The 16,768-nt window shown below is 40.0% G+C and carries 15 protein-coding genes, 8 tRNA genes and 1 pseudogene; 6 read left to right on the forward strand and 18 right to left on the reverse strand.

Annotated features, from left to right (window positions below; all coding sequences use genetic code 11):
• Positions 1-111: 111 nt before the first annotated feature.
• From QV04_RS10440 to QV04_RS10485, 10 genes are all read right to left on the reverse strand, one after another.
• A tRNA-Thr gene (locus QV04_RS10440) sits at positions 112-187 on the reverse strand.
• Between the two features lies 1 nt (position 188).
• A tRNA-Gly gene (locus QV04_RS10445) sits at positions 189-263 on the reverse strand.
• Positions 264-291: 28 nt separating this feature from the next.
• Positions 292-376, reverse strand: a tRNA-Tyr gene (locus tag QV04_RS10450).
• 31 nt (positions 377-407) lie between these two features.
• Positions 408-483 (reverse strand) — tRNA-Thr (locus QV04_RS10455).
• Positions 484-665: 182 nt separating this feature from the next.
• Positions 666-1,580: an N-acetylmuramic acid 6-phosphate etherase gene (gene murQ / locus QV04_RS10460; protein ID WP_065230463.1), complete on the reverse strand. Its 915-nt coding sequence runs from the start codon at positions 1,578-1,580 to the stop codon at positions 666-668.
• Positions 1,580-2,704: an anhydro-N-acetylmuramic acid kinase gene (locus QV04_RS10465; RefSeq protein ID WP_065230462.1), complete on the reverse strand. Its 1,125-nt coding sequence runs from the start codon at positions 2,702-2,704 to the stop codon at positions 1,580-1,582. The genes murQ and QV04_RS10465 overlap by 1 nt, the downstream gene beginning before the upstream one ends.
• A gap of 98 nt (positions 2,705-2,802) precedes the next feature.
• Positions 2,803-2,878: transfer RNA gene (locus tag QV04_RS10470), tRNA-Val, on the reverse strand.
• A 29-nt stretch (positions 2,879-2,907) separates the two neighbouring features.
• Positions 2,908-2,983, reverse strand: a tRNA-Val gene (locus QV04_RS10475).
• A 30-nt stretch (positions 2,984-3,013) separates the two neighbouring features.
• A tRNA-Val gene (locus QV04_RS10480) sits at positions 3,014-3,089 on the reverse strand.
• A gap of 20 nt (positions 3,090-3,109) precedes the next feature.
• A tRNA-Val gene (locus tag QV04_RS10485) sits at positions 3,110-3,185 on the reverse strand.
• A 194-nt stretch (positions 3,186-3,379) separates the two neighbouring features.
• On the opposite strand from QV04_RS10485, the gene gltX reads away from it, so the two are divergent.
• Complete coding sequence (gene gltX / locus QV04_RS10490; protein WP_065233442.1) at positions 3,380-4,831, forward strand: glutamate--tRNA ligase; 1,452 nt, start codon at positions 3,380-3,382, stop codon at positions 4,829-4,831.
• A gap of 129 nt (positions 4,832-4,960) precedes the next feature.
• Here gltX and QV04_RS10495 read toward each other — a convergent pair whose 3' ends face one another.
• Together QV04_RS10495 and QV04_RS10500 are read right to left on the reverse strand one after the other, a co-directional pair.
• Positions 4,961-7,570 (reverse strand): DEAD/DEAH box helicase family protein, encoded by a 2,610-nt coding sequence (locus tag QV04_RS10495; RefSeq protein WP_065233443.1) that lies wholly within the window; start codon positions 7,568-7,570, stop codon positions 4,961-4,963.
• Between the two features lie 10 nt (positions 7,571-7,580).
• Complete coding sequence (locus QV04_RS10500; RefSeq protein WP_231924877.1) at positions 7,581-8,450, reverse strand: DNA methyltransferase; 870 nt, start codon at positions 8,448-8,450, stop codon at positions 7,581-7,583.
• Between the two features lie 95 nt (positions 8,451-8,545).
• Here QV04_RS10500 and QV04_RS10505 point away from each other — a divergent pair, with 95 nt between their 5' ends.
• Genes QV04_RS10505 through arsB form a run of 3 tightly spaced genes read left to right on the forward strand, consistent with a single transcriptional unit; the run spans position 8,546 to position 10,346 of the window.
• Positions 8,546-8,869 carry an ArsR/SmtB family transcription factor gene (locus tag QV04_RS10505; protein ID WP_034293588.1) on the forward strand — a complete coding sequence of 108 codons (324 nt, stop codon included), beginning with the start codon at positions 8,546-8,548 and terminating at the stop codon, positions 8,867-8,869.
• Between the two features lie 51 nt (positions 8,870-8,920).
• A complete protein-coding gene (gene arsC, locus QV04_RS10510) occupies positions 8,921-9,331 on the forward strand; it encodes an arsenate reductase (glutaredoxin) (protein ID WP_065233444.1) in 411 nt (136 codons plus the stop codon).
• 1 nt (position 9,332) lies between these two features.
• A complete protein-coding gene (gene arsB / locus QV04_RS10515; protein WP_065233445.1) occupies positions 9,333-10,346 on the forward strand; it encodes an ACR3 family arsenite efflux transporter in 1,014 nt (337 codons plus the stop codon).
• Positions 10,347-10,431: 85 nt separating this feature from the next.
• Here the strand turns inward: arsB and QV04_RS10520 are convergent, their stop codons facing one another.
• Entirely contained in the window at positions 10,432-11,046 is a 615-nt protein-coding gene (locus QV04_RS10520) for a cation transporter (RefSeq protein ID WP_039096602.1), read from the reverse strand.
• 69 nt (positions 11,047-11,115) lie between these two features.
• On the opposite strand from QV04_RS10520, the gene QV04_RS10525 reads away from it, so the two are divergent.
• Positions 11,116-11,514 (forward strand): MerR family transcriptional regulator, encoded by a 399-nt coding sequence (locus tag QV04_RS10525; RefSeq protein WP_013746097.1) that lies wholly within the window; start codon positions 11,116-11,118, stop codon positions 11,512-11,514.
• 147 nt (positions 11,515-11,661) lie between these two features.
• Positions 11,662-12,311 (forward strand): annotated as a pseudogene (locus QV04_RS10530) (IS1595 family transposase).
• 216 nt (positions 12,312-12,527) lie between these two features.
• On the opposite strand, the gene serA reads toward QV04_RS10530, so the two are convergent.
• The 5 genes from serA to QV04_RS10555 form a co-directional block, all read right to left on the reverse strand.
• Complete coding sequence (gene serA, locus QV04_RS10535; protein WP_065233446.1) at positions 12,528-13,766, reverse strand: phosphoglycerate dehydrogenase; 1,239 nt, start codon at positions 13,764-13,766, stop codon at positions 12,528-12,530.
• A gap of 32 nt (positions 13,767-13,798) precedes the next feature.
• Positions 13,799-14,458 carry a ribose-5-phosphate isomerase RpiA gene (gene rpiA / locus QV04_RS10540; protein WP_065233447.1) on the reverse strand — a complete coding sequence of 220 codons (660 nt, stop codon included), beginning with the start codon at positions 14,456-14,458 and terminating at the stop codon, positions 13,799-13,801.
• A 132-nt stretch (positions 14,459-14,590) separates the two neighbouring features.
• Positions 14,591-15,739: a radical SAM family heme chaperone HemW gene (gene hemW / locus QV04_RS10545; RefSeq protein WP_039174531.1), complete on the reverse strand. Its 1,149-nt coding sequence runs from the start codon at positions 15,737-15,739 to the stop codon at positions 14,591-14,593.
• A complete protein-coding gene (rdgB, locus tag QV04_RS10550) occupies positions 15,736-16,329 on the reverse strand; it encodes an RdgB/HAM1 family non-canonical purine NTP pyrophosphatase (RefSeq protein ID WP_039090079.1) in 594 nt (197 codons plus the stop codon). The genes hemW and rdgB overlap by 4 nt, the downstream gene beginning before the upstream one ends.
• Before the next feature lie 139 nt (positions 16,330-16,468).
• Positions 16,469-16,636 carry an RpiB/LacA/LacB family sugar-phosphate isomerase gene (locus QV04_RS10555; protein WP_230585742.1) on the reverse strand — a complete coding sequence of 56 codons (168 nt, stop codon included), beginning with the start codon at positions 16,634-16,636 and terminating at the stop codon, positions 16,469-16,471.
• Positions 16,637-16,768: the final 132 nt, after the last annotated feature.

The following is a 16,768-nucleotide window of genomic DNA, read 5'->3' on the forward strand; positions in this document are numbered from 1 at the left end:
TTTTTCTTTAGACATGGAAAGTCCCCTAAAAAAACACGGTTATCGATGGCGTAAATTACCACATTAACCAAAGATAATTACAGGATATAAAAAAGGAAAGAAAAATAGAGGTGGTGCTGATAGGCGGATTTGAACCGCCGACCTCACCCTTACCAAGGGTGCGCTCTACCAACTGAGCTATATCAGCGTGGAGCGGGCAGCGGGAATCGAACCCGCATCATCAGCTTGGAAGGCTGAGGTAATAGCCATTATACGATGCCCGCACCTATATTCATCTGTCCCATCATAAAATGGTGGAGGGAGAAGGATTCGAACCTTCGAAGGCTGAGCCGGCAGATTTACAGTCTGCTCCCTTTGGCCGCTCGGGAATCCCTCCACTGTGCTAATGCTACTACTTACTTTTAAGATGGTGCCGACTACCGGAATCGAACTGGTGACCTACTGATTACAAGTCAGTTGCTCTACCTGCTGAGCTAAGTCGGCATCGTTAAGCAAGTGAGGCGTATTATAGGGATCTTTTTTCTTCTGGCAAGCCTTTTTTTCAAAAAAAACGGTATTTTTTATTGTTAGACTAAATCTCAAGCAAAAACTGTTCGTTTTTTACAGTTTCAGTACTCTATTTGATACTGTTAATAATATTTATCGCTTATAGACTAAAATATAACCTATTCCAATTTCCGTATTGCTTGATGTAATCTTCCTTGTGACTGCTCTAACAACACTTTTGCCTGAGCTTTATCTAAATTGCCTAAAATCATCATAATAGCCAATTTCGCCTGATTATCCGCCAATGATAAATAATGCTTTGCGGTATCGCGATCACATTCTGTTGCTTGCATCACAATATTTACCGCTCGATGCCGCAATTTTTCATTGGTCGCTTGCACATCCACCATCAAGTTTTGGTAACACTTACCCATTAACACCATACTGGCGGTAGAAAGCATATTCAGCACCATTTTTTGTGCTGTTCCAGCTTTTAACCTGGATGAACCAGTTAAGACTTCCGCTCCAACTATCGGCGTGATTGAAATATCTGCTATTTTTGACATCTCTGAATATGCATTACAGCTAATTGCTATGGTTTTCGCCCCACAGGTTTTAGCATACTCCAACCCACCCAATACATAAGGAGTTCGACCGCTTACTGCCAAGCCGACCACCACATCTTTGTCTGAAAGCTGAACCTGCATTAAATCCACTTTACCAGCCTCGCTGTTATCCTCCGCATTTTCTACTGCTTTCCGTATCGCCCTGTCACCACCTGCGATCAAGCCGATAACTTGCCCAAACGGCACGCCAAACGTCGGTGGACATTCGGACGCATCCAAAACTCCTAATCGACCACTTGTTCCTGCACCTTGATAAATAAGGCGACCACCTTGCTGAAAGGTACTAACAATAACTTCAACTGCCTGTGCAATTTGAACTAATTGGTCGTTCACTGCTAATGCTACTTTTTGATCTTCCTGATTCATTAACTGAACGATTTCTAATGCAGAAAGTTGATCTAGATTTAACGAAGAGATATTACGTTGTTCAGAAGTGAGTTGTTCCAAAGTTTTAAAAAGAGAAGTCATCATAAATCCTTATTATTAATCTTATCCGCTAAATGAATTGCTCCTAAAATTGCGTTTTTGCTTGCTCCTGTTACAGAGGGCAAATTACCGCTTTGATGATTTATGGTACGATATGCCAACCACGCAAAAGCAGTGGCTTCCATAAAATCGGCATCAATGCCACTCTGATTACTATTTCTGATTCGCCAATTCGGCAATAAATCCTGCAAACGTTGCATTAAAACCGGATTATTCGCACCGCCACCGAACACCCATAACATTGTTTCAGTTTGTAATTTCGGTAATTGTTCAACTATTGTCTGTGCTGTTAATTCCAATAACGTTGCTTGTACATCAACAGCAGCAATTTGCGGTAATGCATCAAGTTTTTGTTGTAACCAAGGTAAATTAAACAGTTCTCGTCCTGTACTTTTCGGTGGTAACTGATGGAAATACTCGGTTCGCAAACAGCTTTGTAATAATGCCTTATTCACTTGACCTTGTGCTGCCCATTCACCGTTTTGATCGAAGTTTCTACCATGATGCAATTTAATCCAGTTGTCCATCAAAGTGTTGCCCGGTCCGGTATCAAAACCACTTACTGTTCCGTCCGGATATAAAATAGTGACATTACTGATACCGCCAATATTGAGCAATACGGTTAAATGTTTCGGATTAGAAAAAATCGCTTGATGAAATGCCGGTACTAACGGCGCACCCTGACCGCCATACGCTATATCTTTACGTCGAAAATCAGTTATTGTGGTAATTCCTGTTTGTGCCGCTAATAAATTACCGTCTACCAGTTGCACTGTGAACGGATATTTTCCCATTGGAGCGTGCCAAACTGTCTGTCCGTGACAACCAATCGCAATAATCTGCTCTGCTGCTAATCTTTGTTGCTGCAAAATCTGTCTAACTTGCTCAACATAAAGCCAAGATAACCGTTGCTCAATTTCACCCAGTTTCTGCAAAGTTGTCACGCCACGCATTAAATCTGTCAAATCATCGCGTAAGTCCTGTGGCATAGGCGCATATAATGAGGTCACTATTCGAGGGAAAGCGTTTGAGAAATCAACAATAACGGTATCTACACCATCAAGGCTAGTGCCAGACATCATTCCGATATAAAGATTGGGTTGCATAAAAAGTTATCTATAGGGTAGAACAATAGACGATACCTTACCATTTTCATCAGCAAGAATAAATTAACTTTAAATAGAAATATTAACGAAGGATAAGATGGTGGGCGATACCGGTCTCGAACCAGTGACCCCCTCCTTGTAAGGGAGGTGCTCTCCCAACTGAGCTAATCGCCCGAATAGAAATTCGTTGCTACTAACAATAGTGGTGGGCGATACCGGTCTCGAACCAGTGACCCCCTCCTTGTAAGGGAGGTGCTCTCCCAACTGAGCTAATCGCCCACATTGTTAATATTGGGTGATTGTCATAAGTGGTGGGCGATACCGGTCTCGAACCAGTGACCCCCTCCTTGTAAGGGAGGTGCTCTCCCAACTGAGCTAATCGCCCTTATGACAACTAACAAAATATGGTGGGCGATACCGGTCTCGAACCAGTGACCCCCTCCTTGTAAGGGAGGTGCTCTCCCAACTGAGCTAATCGCCCATATTTTGTGTTCGTGGCATTATAATTATAATTTATATCCAGTCAATCGCTTTTTGATTTTCATTTGCTAACTGTTCTAAAAGTAAACATAAATATCAAGTTTTTATTAAGAATAATGCTAACTCATAGTAGAATAGAGCCGTTTTTTATTTTTTATTTTTTATTTTTTATTTTTTATTTGTAGGCAGAATATAATGGAAATCGAAAAACTATTTAATTTAGATCCAAATATAACAGTACGTACCCGTTTTGCACCAAGTCCAACAGGCTATTTACACGTTGGCGGAGCAAGAACCGCACTTTACTCTTGGTTATACGCCAAACACAATCAAGGTGAATTTGTACTTCGTATCGAAGACACCGACTTGGAGCGTTCCACCCAGCAGGCAGTTGATGCTATTTTAGAAAGTATGGAGTGGCTGAGCTTATCTTGGGATCACGGTCCTTATTACCAAACTAAACGCTTTGATCGTTATAATCAAGTGATTGATCAAATGTTAGAACAAGGTTTAGCTTATCGTTGTTATTGTACTAAAGAACGTTTGGAAAACTTGCGCGAACAGCAGGAAAAAAATAAAGAAAAACCACGCTATGATCGCCATTGCTTACACGATCACACACATCACGATCCGAGCGAACCTCACGTTGTTCGTTTTAAAAACCCGACCGAAGGTTCAGTGATTTTTGATGATGCCGTGCGTGGAAAAATCGAAATCAGCAACAGCGAACTTGATGATTTAATCATCCGCCGCACCGACGGCTCACCAACTTACAATTTCTGTGTTGTAGTTGATGACTGGGATATGGGCATCACTCACGTTGTGCGTGGTGAAGATCACATCAACAACACCCCACGCCAAATCAATATCTTAAAAGCACTTGGCGCACCTGTGCCACAATATGCACACGTTTCAATGATTTTAGGTGATGATGGGCAAAAATTATCCAAGCGTCACGGTGCAGTTAATGTAATGCAGTATCGTGATGAAGGTTATTTACCGGAAGCATTATTAAATTATTTAGTACGTTTAGGATGGGGACACGGAGATCAGGAAATCTTCTCTATTGAAGAAATGGTCAAATTCTTTGATATTCATCAGGTTAGCCGTTCAGCAAGTGCATTTAATACCGACAAATTACAATGGGTAAACCACCATTACATCCGTGAATTACCAGTAGAAAAGGTAGCTCATTATCTTGAATGGCATATGGAAGAGCAAAAAATTAATACCCAAAATGGACCAGAATTAACCGAAATCGTCAAAGCATTAGGTGAACGTTGCAAGACCCTAAAAGAAATGGCAGCATCCAGCCGTTATTTCTATGAAGATTTCAGTGAATTTGATGAAGCTGCAGCGAAAAAACATTTCAAAGCTGCGGCTATTCAGCCATTAAGCGTTGCATTAGAAAAATTGCGTCAACTTCCGGAATGGAAAGCTCACGAATTACATCAAGTGATCGAACAAACCGCTGCTGAATTAGAAGTCGGAATGGGTAAAGTCGGTATGCCGTTGCGTGTTGCCGTTACCGGTGCCGGTCAATCTCCATCATTGGATATTACCCTCGAACTTATCGGCAGAGAACGCTGCTTAAATCGTATTCAAAAAGCGATTGAATTTATTAAGAATAAAGTGGAAAACGCATAATAACTATTTGAAAAGATAGGGTAACATTGCCCTATCTTTTCAAAAGAATTAATGTTTTATAATTAAAACTGTATAAAAATCTAAAAGATCACAAATTCATACAAAGCAACTGATAAATCCTATTTTTCCTTATAATTTCTCTGACAGCTCCGATACTTTTTCAATCACGCAATAATCCAAATCAGAATATTCAGACCGCAAACAATCAAAATTTTTGAGGGCATAAGCAATTTTCATTTGCTCGCTTTCGCGTAATTTTTCTTCCGCCACACCGCGTTGAATGCCCTCTCCTGTATTTTTGGTTTCTGCCACAAAATAGATTTTGTTTTCACCTTTAAACACCACTGCCCAATCGGGGTTGTAATTGCCCAATGGGGTCGGGATTTTAAATTTTTCAGGCAGCTTAAAATAAAATTCCACTTCTTCGCTGGTTTCACAATCTTTAGCAAATTGATATTCGGTTTGGGAATCTAGCGGAATATAGTTTTCATAAATGGTTTTTTGTTTTTCTGCCACTGCAAAAGTGTGATCATTTTTAAAAAATTCAAAATCCTGAAATAGCGTCATTGCATAGGTTTTACCGGTGATTTTGCGGTATTCCACGCCCTCTGCCATGATTTGCTGTAACGCAAGGTTGATTTTTTCAGCAACTAAATCAATAAACTGTTGTGGATTATGGAAGACTTCAGGCAGCCTTTGCGATCGTTGCAAAATGGTGCATAAGCTGATTCGTGTTAAGCCTGTTTTCTTTTGCAAGGCATTGAGCAGGTCAGGAATATGGAATGAAGCACGCACATTGGTTGCCCCTGTTGAGCGATATTGTGTGCTTATGCCTTGTTCATTGATGGTTAAATGGGCTTTTTCGTGGCGGATTTGTATCGCTTCAATAGGCGGCATTTTGCGAATTTTTTCCACCGCACTTTTAATTAACTCTTGTTGTTCAAACTTCACCCGATAAGTGGTTTGATATTGAATGCGTTTCCAAATCTGTTCAAAGTCAGGGTGTAGGCTAAAATCTTTGCGATATTGAACCTGTTTTTTATCTTCACGTTTTTTGATATTGCTCTTGGCAAACTGCACGCCGCATTCTTCTTCAATTTCACGCTGAAGGCTGGCAGCAAATTGTTCATAGCTTTCATTGGCAATCACAGTGAGGATATTTTGGCGGCGATCATAAATCCGTTGCCCCTGCTGATTCACAGGCAGCCTTAATCCACGCCCGATTTCTTGGCGTTTTTTTATTTCGCTGGCGGTATCGTTTAAGGTGCAAATCTGAAACACATTCGGATTGTCCCAGCCCTCTTTTAATGCGGAATGAGAAAAAATAAACCGCAACGGGTTATTTAAATCCAATAGCCGTTCTTTGTCTTTCATAATAAGGCGATAGGTGTCGTTATCCGCTTGTGTGCTGCCATTGGTGTCTTTGGCATTGCCTTTTTTATCTTGGGAAAAATAGCCATTATGCACGCCTTGCGGATCGCTGCCTGAAAGTTCGCGATAAATAATATCAAACCATTGGGCGAATTTACCGCCATTGCGGTAATTATCCACCTTGTCGATAAAAAAGAGGGAAAGCACTTTAATGCCTTGCTCACGCAATTTTTTCTCTTTTTGCAAATGCTCGGCGATGGTGCGGCGGATTTGCATTTGCTGAATTTCGTCTTTTAATTGGGAATAATCCGTTCCTTGATAAATTTCCACGCCATTGGCAAAGGAAACCATTTGCTGATCGGTGTCCATTCCGCTCAAAATAAAGCCATTGCAGTATTGTTCATTTTGATTGGAAAGCTCGAATAAATCTTGATTGGGCTTGACAGTGATGGCTTTTTTCTTCATCGCCTTTTTGTCGTTCACCAATAATTCAATTTTGGCTGACCAGCTTTTTTTGCCCGTTTTGATTTCTTTTAAGGAAAGATAAACACCGTTTAAATCATTGTTTGCCAGTACGCTGTCCACCTCAATTTGCTTCACCAAGCCCAATTCGTAGGCTTGCACGGGATTGAGGCTGTAAACGGGATTGTAGGCATTTTTGTGTGTGGCGGAATAACGCAAGGTAAACAGTGGCTTTAAACTTTCAATCGCTTTACGGCGGGTTTCGGTTTCCATATTTTGCGGTTCATCAATGATCACAATGGGCGATGCCATCTGAATATGTTCAATCGGTGCAATGCCACTTTCTCGAACCATATTCATCACATTGTTTTCTTTCGCGAAAGCATCAATATTGATCACCAAAATATCAATATGGTTGCTTTGGGAAAAGTTTTTTAATGCGGTTAATTGCGTGCTTTTATATTCGCTGTATTTCACGCTCGGATTATCAAACACCGTAGCAAAATGGGATTCGGTAGCACGCAAGGTGTGCAATACGCCCTCGCGAATAGCAACGCTTGGCACCACAATCACAAATTTTTGCCAGCCATATTGTTTATTTAATTCAAAAATGGTGCGTAAATACACATAGGTTTTGCCCGTTCCCGTTTCCATTTCAACGGTGAAATTTTTGCCCTGCTCGGCAATCAAAGTGCGGTCGGTTTTTGCTTTATTTTGTTGCTCGTGTAAATTGTTTTGCAAAACCGCTTCATTCAACTGCAAAGGGCGATTTCCCCTAATATTCTCCGCATTTGGGCTGGTTAAAACCAATCCCTCTTCTTGGGCGTTCCCTTGCCCTTTAAATAATTGCACCACCGCATCAACCGCCTGCAATTGATAATCTAAGGTTTCAAATTGAAGCTGCATTTTCTTCTCCTTAAATCACCCATAAAGCAATATTCGCATCGCTCATTTGCAATTCGGTATTTTTCTTGAATGCGTCATCGCCGTTAAATAAACGATCCAGCATCACCACTTTTTGCGGTTGGCGTGCCATCACATCATTGATTATTGATTCATTCACTTCGTTTAATATCAATGCCACGCGCTGATGGTTTTCTTCCACCCAATACACTTGATTTTCCCACCGCACTTTTGCCGTGAGACTAAAGCCCAAACGCAATAATAATTCATACATCATCGCTTGCGTGTCGGTGTTCTCTGCCACAGGGTCAATAAACATTTGCAATTGCTTTTCTAAATCCTGTTCTGTGGGCGTTTGCCATTGTTTGAAATGGCTGACTGAAAGTTTAAAGGCTTTAAAACCCGTATCTATGGTTTGATTAGGATATTGTTCGGCGATTTGCTTGCCCGCACGGCGAATGCGTTCTTTGGATATTTCGGCAATGGTGTGAAAACCTGCTTTAAAGGCTTCGGATTGTTCGTTCGTTTTTTCAGGCAGCTGCACGCAAATAAAACGGCGATTTCCGTCATCTTCGGCATTGAGTTGCATCACCGCGTGGGCGGTGGTGGCAGAGCCTGCGAAGAAGTCGAGGATCAACGAATTAGCATTTCCACCTAAAATCAATATTTGTTTGATCAAATCAACAGGCTTAGGATAATCAAAAAACTGTTTTCCACCCATCAGTTCTTTTAAAGCCCTATTAGCAGAATCCGTATGTCCAACTTCATCATATTCCCAAATGGTTGAGCTTGTTCTCCCTTGTTTTACTTCAGACAAAAATTGTTTAATGCAGGGAACATTATTGCCTTTTACTCCAAACCAAATTCGATTATCGGCAATCATTTCATTAAATTTTTCAGGCTACCTGAACACACAAACATCATTTCAATACCTATTGAAATGAAAAACACACCCTGCTATACTAACCGCCTATGAATATGAACACCGAACACGCCAGCAAACTGTTTGAAAGTCTTGCTTCGCCCACACGCCTTGCCATTTTCCAAGCTCTGACCGCCGAAGGGGGGCGTGGTATGGTGGCGGGCGATTTGGCAAAACAGCTCAATCTTGCCCCCAATAATCTGTCGTTTCACTTAAAAACTTTGGCAAACGCCAACCTTGTTTACAGTGAACAGCAGGGAAAATTTGTCCGTTATTTCGCCAATTTGGCGATGATGAACGGCTTGATTGAGTTTTTATTGCATCGCTGTTGTGAAAACGCAAGCGGTGGCGATTGCGAAAAATTTTGCCAATCGTGTTAGCAAATTTTTTTGCCCATTCATTTCAATAACTCTTGAAGTAAGGAACATACTATGCACCCAATCAGCATTTATCACAATCCCAAATGTGGTACTTCTCGCAACACGCTGGCTTTGATTCGCCATTTGGGCATTGAGCCGACCATTATTCATTATCTGGACACCCCGCCCGATGAACGCACACTACGCCAACTGATTAAGCAAATGAACATCACGCCCAGAGAGCTTTTGCGAAGTAATGTGCCTGAATATCAACAATTTAATTTGGACAACGAGGTGAGTGACAACGACATCATCAAGGCAATGCTAACCGCCCCCATTTTAATCAACCGCCCGATTGTCATCACCGAAAAAGGCGTGCGTTTGTGCCGTCCAAGCGAAGTGTTTCTGAGCATTTCACCTGTGGTATTACACAGTGATTTTGTCAAAGAAGATGGCGAAATCATCCGCGTACAAGGGGCATAAAATGGGCATTTTTGAACGATTTTTGAGTGTGTGGGTGGGGTTGGCGATTTTGCTTGGCGTGGGGCTGGGTATTTGGTTTACGCCTTATTTTCAATGGATTGCCACAATGCAGGTGGCTCAAATCAATTTGCCGATTGCGGTGCTGATTTGGCTGATGATTTATCCGATGATGATACAAATTGACTGGCTTGCCATTAAAAATATCCGCCACAATCCCAAAGGGCTGTGGCTGACTTTAACGGTGAATTGGTTGATTAAGCCTTTTACGATGGCACTTGTTGGCTGGTTGTTTTTTAAGGTGTTTTTTGCTGGCTGGGTAGATGAACAATCGGCAAACGAATACATTGCAGGTATGATTTTGCTTGGGGTTGCACCTTGTACGGCAATGGTTTTTGTTTGGTCTCAACTGGTCAAAGGCGACCCCAATTACACGCTGGTGCAAGTGTCTTTAAATGATGTGATTATGATTTTTGCCTTTGCCCCGATTGCTGGGCTACTTTTGGGTATCAACGACATCACAATCCCGTGGGATACGCTGTTTTTTAGCGTGTTGCTGTATTTGGTGTTGCCTTTGCTTGTGGGAGTTGCCACTCGCAAATCTTTGCAAGATGAACACAAAATTCGCCAATTCAGCCAGCGTTTTAAGCCTTTGTCTATCTTGGGATTGTTATTGACGGTGGTGCTGTTGTTTGCGTTTCAGGCACAAACCATTGTGGATAAGCCGATGATTATCCTGCTGATTGCCATTCCTTTATTGGTGCAGACTTACGGCATTTTTGCCTTGAGTGCGATTTGGGCAAAATGGCTTAAATTGCCCCACGCCATTTCCGCCCCTGCTTGCTTAATCGGCACAAGCAATTTTTTTGAATTGGCGGTGGCGGTGGCGATTGCTTTATTTGGTTTAAATTCAGGGGCGGCATTGGCAACGGTGGTGGGCGTGTTGGTTGAAGTGCCTGTGATGTTGTCGCTGGTGTGGTGGATAAACCGAAAATCGCTGGAAAATAAAGGGGTGTAGGTTTTTCAGGCTGCCTGAAAGTTATTTTGCAAAATTCTCAAACAAAAACACCGCTTGAAAATCAAATTCAAACGGTGTTTATAAATTAACTGACTTTTACTTCCACCCAAGCCCTTTTGATGATTTCTTGACTGGCTTGTAATGCTAAAAATGCCAAAATAAACGCCACAATTAAATCAGGATATTTTGATTGAAAAAAATAAACTGCTATGCCAGCCAAAATCACTGCCACATTACCAATCGCATCATTGCGAGAACATACCCATACACTTCGGACATTACTGTCGCCATCACGGAATTTTAATAATATCAACAATGCCGACACATTCACCAATAACGCTAAAAATCCCACAATACTCATTTCGCTATAACTGGGAATTTCCCCATAAAACGCACGATAAATGGTTGTAATTAAAATAAATAAGCCAAAAACGCCCATCGTTAGCCCCTTAACCATAGATGCTTTGGCACGGTAACTTAATGCCATTGGCAAAACAATCAAACTTATCAAATAATTGGCACTATCGCCCAAGAAATCCAAGCTGTCCGACAACAGCGAAGTTGAACCCGATTTAATCCCCATTACAATTTCCACAAAGAACATTGATAAATTTAATATCAAGACAATCCACAAGGCTTTTTTGTACTTGGGTGATTGATGAATGGGCTGATTTGAACTGCAACAACTTTGGCACGCCATAACAAACTCCGAAAGATGATTGAAATTTGCTATAATATAAACTCCGTAGTTATTACAGAGTCAAGTACAATGTCAAAAATTTTTCAAATTAAACAAGCCAGTGAACAAACAGGCGTGCATTTAGAAACCATTCGTTATTATGAAAAACAAGGCTTAATCAAGCCAACTTTTCAAGCTAATGGCTACCGAGTTTTTGATGAAAATCAGCTAGAACAATTACGCTTTATTAAAACTTGTCGCAATATCGGTTTTTCTTTAAATGACATTCAGGTCTTATTGACATTTCAAACAACTCCCAATCATCAATGTGATGATGTTGATGAATTAACCCAAAAACATTTATCACATATCAACGAACAAATTAAGCAATTACAAGAAGTTAAATCATTTTTGGAACAAATTATTGGTTGTCAAAATAAAGAAATTGAAAATTGTCAAATCATTAAAAGTATTAAAGATAAAGGATAATGTTTTTCAGGCAGCCTGAAAGTTCATTTTTGCAAAATTTCCACACAAAAACACCGCTTGAATTGCTCCAAACGGTGTTTTAAACAAATATTTAAGGGGCTGTACTAGATAACTAGGGAAATCTAATTTCAGGTTAGAATAATCCCTATGAGAAGAAGTCGTTTAAGTCAGTACAAGCAAAACAAACTGATTGAACTGTTTATTGCGGGTGTTAGTGCTCGCACTGCAGCTCAATTAGCCGGCGTTAATAAAAACACTGCTGCCTATTATTTTCATCGTTTACGTTTACTGATTTTCCATAACAGCCCGCATCTGGAAATGTTTGATGGCGAAGTAGAGGTTGATGAAAGCTATTTTGGCGGACAGCGCAAAGGCAAACGCGGTCGCGGGGAGCCGGCAAAGTGGCTGTATTCGGGCTTCTGAAGCGCAACGGCAAGGTTTACACCGTTGCTGTGCCCAATACGCAAACTGCCACTTTATTGCTGATAATACGTGAGCAGGTAAAGCCTGACAGTATTGTTTATACTGATTGTTACAAAAGCTATGATGTACTTGATGTGAGTGAGTTTAGCCACTTTCGCATCAATCACAGCACACATTTTGCTGAACGACAAAATCATATTAACGGAATTGAGAACTTTTGGAATCAGGCAAAACGCCACTTACGGAAGTTTAACGGCATTCCCAAAGAGCATTTTGAACTGTATTTGAAGGAATGTGAATGGCGTTTTAACCACAGTGAAATAAAAGTTCAAATTTCCATTTTAGAACATTTAGTAAAGCAGAATTTATTCTAGTTATCTAGTACAGCCCCAAATTTTTTATTTTACAAACCTAATACTTCATAAATCAATTATATTTTACTATTTTTTGATGCTATCAATTAACAAAGCCATAATAGTAACTCTTTCGTTATGAACACACTCTGAACAATTTAAGCTAAAACAGCTCTTACTTAACAATAAGAGCTGCTTCTATTTTAAATTACATATGCTCTATACAAAGTAAAAAACCTAATACAAAACTCTCGCCTTAATTGTGCCGTCAATCTGCTTCAATTTTTGCTGTAAACTTTCTGTGTTTTCTGATTCAACATCAATCACAACATAACCGATTGTTTCATCAGTCTGCAAATATTGAGCAGCAATATTGACACCGTTATCCACAAAAATTTGGTTAATTTTATTTAAAATACCCGGACGATTATGGTGAATATGCAATAACCTTTTTGCTTTCACTAAACTGTGGCTCGGCAATGACACTTCAGGGAAATTCACTGCAGTAACAGTTGAGCCATTGTCAGAATATTTGACAAATTTACTTGCCACTTCCGTACCTATATTCTCTTGTGCTTCAGAAGTTGAACCGCCGATATGTGGAGTTAAAATCACATTCTCAAAACGGCATAACGGTGATTCAAACGCTTCATTAATAGAAGCCGGCTCTTTTGGGAATACATCAATTGCTGCGCCACGTAATTTTCCAGCTTCCAATGCTTTGGTTAAAGCATCAATATCCAACACGGTTCCACGGGCGGCATTTATCAAAATTGCCCCTTGTTTCAATTGTGCGATACGCTCTGCACTCATCAAATTTTTAGTAGAGCTGTTTTCTGGTACGTGTAAAGAAACCACATCGCTCATTGTTAATAACTCTTCCAAAGTGCGAACCTGTTGTGCATTACCCAATGGCAATTTATTTTCAATATCATAAAAATAAACACGCATTCCAAGCGATTCGGCAATTACACTCAATTGCGAGCCAATATGACCATAACCGATAATGCCAAGGATTTTACCTCTTGCTTCGTTTGAACCTGCTGCTGATTTATTCCATACCCCTCGATGCACCTCAAAATTTGCTTTCGGCACATTGCGCATTAACAACAACATCTCACCTAAAACCAATTCTGCTACCGAACGAGTATTTGAAAATGGTGCGTTAAATACCGGAATACCACGCTGTTTTGCTGCTTCTAAATCCACTTGGTTAGTACCGATACAGAAACAACCAATTGCAATTAATTTATGTGCGTGCTGCAACACTTTTTCAGTTAAATGAGTACGGGAACGGATACCGATGAAATGAGCATCTTTAATCGCTTCAATTAACTCTTCTTCATCAAGGGCTTTTTTATGATATTCGATATTGGAATAACCGGCATTATGTAACACCTCTAATGCACTCTCGTGCACACCCTCCAACAACAAGAATTTAATTTTTGCTTTATCTAATGATACTTTAGCTGTCATATTTGCATTTTCCTTTATTATATGTGTGAAATCTATTTGAGAATTTGTGCTCCATCAGGGCTACCAACAATCACGATATCTGCCGGACGCAATGCAAAGATGCCATTAGTTACCACACCAGCAACATTATTTAACTCTTTCTCCATTTCAACAGGGTTAAGAATTTTAAAATTGTGTACATCCAAAATAATATTGCCGTTATCAGTAACTACCCCTTCACGATATTCCGGCGAGCCACCCAACGCCACTAATTTACGCGCAACTTGAGAACGTGCCATTGGAATCACTTCAACTGGCAATGGGAAAGTTGAACCTAACACATCCACCTGTTTAGAACGATCGACAATACAGATAAATGTTTTTGCCAATGCTGCCACAATTTTTTCTCGGGTTAATGCCGCACCACCGCCTTTAATCATCATTTTATGCGGTGTAATTTCATCTGCTCCGTCAACATAAATATCTAAGCCGGAAACATCATTGGCACTGAACACTTCAATACCCTGTGCAAGCAACAATTCTTCCGAATTTTTTGAGGCTGCTACCGCACCTTTAATTTTATGTTTAATTGTTCCTAATGCTTCAATAAAACAATTTACTGTGGAGCCGCTACCTACACCAACAATTGTATCTGCTTTTACATATTGTAATGCCGCATTTGCTGCCATTTTCTTCATTGTTAATTGATCCATTTTGCCATCCTTTCATTCAACTTTTGGTATTTCAATTCATAGAACAACATATACAGCATTGTCCAATAAATTGCTCGTTCGGTAAAACATTAACTCTTTCCGCATAAGATCAAGTTTACTATTGAATAAATTTTAATCGCCAGAAGAGTTTGATAAAAAAAGCGTCAGCAAATCATTTAGAAATAGTTTACCGTGTTCAGTAATTTGCCAGCTCTTTGCCCGTTCTACAATATAATCCTGTTTTAATGCTTCGTCTATCTGCTTTTCAATCACATTCAAACCTAATCCAGTAAATTGTTCAAAATCCACTTTCGGTACAGCTTCCAACAATCTAAAACGATTCATAAAAAATTCAAACGGACGATCTTCCAATTCCACATAATGCTGTTGATAACGGTATTGTCCCTGCAAATAACCTCTCGGATGTTTGGTTTGAGAATAACGTAAAATTTGACCATCTTTAAAACTCACTTTACCGTGCGCACCACAACCAATCGCTAAATAATCACCGAATCGCCAATAATTTAAATTGTGTTCACATTGAAAACCTGGTTTTGCATATGCTGATGTTTCATACTGCTGATAACCGGCGGCAAGCAACTTTTGATGCCCTGATTCAAAAATTTTCCAAAGATCATCATCATTCGGCAGACGAGGTGGTTTGCTAGCAAACAGTGTATTCGGTTCAATTGTTAATTGATACCAAGAAAGATGAGGTGGTGCCAATGCTATCGCTTGCGCCAAATCCGACAATGCCTCATCTACACTTTGATTCGGCAATCCGTGCATTAAATCCAAATTAAAACGTGTAAATCCAGCCGATTTAGCAAAAGTTACTGCTTTTTTCGCTTCATTACTGTTATGAATACGTCCCAACAGTTGTAACTGTTGATCGTGAAAACTCTGCACTCCCATAGAAAGCCGTGTTACTCCTGCCTGGCGATATCCTAAAAAACGTTGCGCTTCTGCTGTCCCAGGATTAGCCTCCAAGGTAATTTCAATATTCCGACTAAATGGAATACGCTGTGCAATTTGGGCTAATAAAAAATTAATACTTTCCGCAGAAAATAAGCTGGGAGTACCTCCACCAAGGAAAATAGAATGTAATTGCCGCTGCTGAACAAATTTGAGCTGTTGATTTAAATCCGCCAGCAAATGTTGAATATACTGCTGTTCCGGAATTTCGCCTTTTTGTGCATGCGAATTAAAATCACAATAAGGGCATTTCTGCACACACCAAGGAATATGAATATATAAACTGAGAGGAGGTAAAACTATCATTTTAATTGCTGTTGTAACTTAATTAACGCTCTTGCCCGATGTGAAATCTGCTGTTTCTCCGCCTTACTCAATTGTGCAAAAGTCGCTTGTTTTTCAGAATAAAAGAATAACGAGTCATAACCAAAGCCATTTTCTCCAATCTCTTGTTCGGTAATCACTCCCTCACACTCTCCCTGAGCAATAATCGGTACTGGATCATCCGCTGATCGCAATAACACAATACAACTGACAAATTTCGCATTCCGTTTTTCTACTGAAACACCTTCCAACAAGCGTAACAACTTCGCTCGATTATCTGCATCGCTAGCGTGTTCTCCGGCAAAACGAGCCGAATATAATCCCGGTTGTCCATTTAAATAATCCACTGCCAAACCGGAGTCATCCGCTATCGCCGGCAATCCACTGATTTTTGCAGCGTGTCGAGCCTTAATCAGCGCATTTTCAACAAATGTTAAACCCGTTTCTTCCGGACTTTCGATTCCTAGTGCAGTTTGCGCCACTACTTCAAACCCAAATTCTGCTAAGACATTCGCCATTTCATTGACTTTTCCTTGGTTACCTGTCGCTAAAATGATTTTTTGTTTTTTCATTAAATTTCTATCCTATTTTGCTCTGCTTAGGAAAAGAAACGCACGCTGAATATCCAACATTAGCGTGCGTTTTAGACTAATTAAAAAGTATAAGGATTTGACAATATTTCAGCAATATTTTCTTTATTGATATAGCATATCAATATTGATGATGTTCAAATCGAGTTATCATATCCAAACGTTGTTGATGACGTCCACCCTCATATTGTGTATTTATCCATAATGTTGCTAATGCTAAAGCTTTTTCTGGTGCTACTACTTTAGCTCCAAAAGCAATGATATTACTATCATTATGTTCTCTAGACATTAATGCACTATATGATCTGCACCCCAAAAGTTGGACTTATTATCCAACAACATACAGAGGTGCAGATTTTTTATGACTAAATATAACCAAACATTTAAACAACAAGTGGTAGATTTCTACTTTCAACACGAG

This window comes from Gallibacterium genomosp. 1 (assembly GCF_001678575.1).
In the GTDB taxonomy this organism is placed as follows: domain Bacteria; phylum Pseudomonadota; class Gammaproteobacteria; order Enterobacterales; family Pasteurellaceae; genus Gallibacterium.

Coding starts and splice junctions, on each gene's coding strand:
- murQ (WP_065230463.1), bottom strand. CDS start 1,580: ATGACTTCTCTTTTTAAAACTTTGGAACAACTCACTTCTGAACAACGT.
- QV04_RS10465 (WP_065230462.1), bottom strand. CDS start 2,704: ATGCAACCCAATCTTTATATCGGAATGATGTCTGGCACTAGCCTTGAT.
- gltX (WP_065233442.1), top strand. CDS start 3,380: ATGGAAATCGAAAAACTATTTAATTTAGATCCAAATATAACAGTACGT.
- QV04_RS10495 (WP_065233443.1), bottom strand. CDS start 7,570: ATGCAGCTTCAATTTGAAACCTTAGATTATCAATTGCAGGCGGTTGAT.
- QV04_RS10500 (WP_231924877.1), bottom strand. CDS start 8,450: ATGATTGCCGATAATCGAATTTGGTTTGGAGTAAAAGGCAATAATGTT.
- QV04_RS10505 (WP_034293588.1), top strand. CDS start 8,546: ATGAACACCGAACACGCCAGCAAACTGTTTGAAAGTCTTGCTTCGCCC.
- arsC (WP_065233444.1), top strand. CDS start 8,921: ATGCACCCAATCAGCATTTATCACAATCCCAAATGTGGTACTTCTCGC.
- arsB (WP_065233445.1), top strand. CDS start 9,333: ATGGGCATTTTTGAACGATTTTTGAGTGTGTGGGTGGGGTTGGCGATT.
- QV04_RS10520 (WP_039096602.1), bottom strand. CDS start 11,046: ATGGCGTGCCAAAGTTGTTGCAGTTCAAATCAGCCCATTCATCAATCA.
- QV04_RS10525 (WP_013746097.1), top strand. CDS start 11,116: ATGTCAAAAATTTTTCAAATTAAACAAGCCAGTGAACAAACAGGCGTG.
- serA (WP_065233446.1), bottom strand. CDS start 13,766: ATGACAGCTAAAGTATCATTAGATAAAGCAAAAATTAAATTCTTGTTG.
- rpiA (WP_065233447.1), bottom strand. CDS start 14,458: ATGGATCAATTAACAATGAAGAAAATGGCAGCAAATGCGGCATTACAA.
- hemW (WP_039174531.1), bottom strand. CDS start 15,739: ATGATAGTTTTACCTCCTCTCAGTTTATATATTCATATTCCTTGGTGT.
- rdgB (WP_039090079.1), bottom strand. CDS start 16,329: ATGAAAAAACAAAAAATCATTTTAGCGACAGGTAACCAAGGAAAAGTC.
- QV04_RS10555 (WP_230585742.1), bottom strand. CDS start 16,636: ATGTCTAGAGAACATAATGATAGTAATATCATTGCTTTTGGAGCTAAA.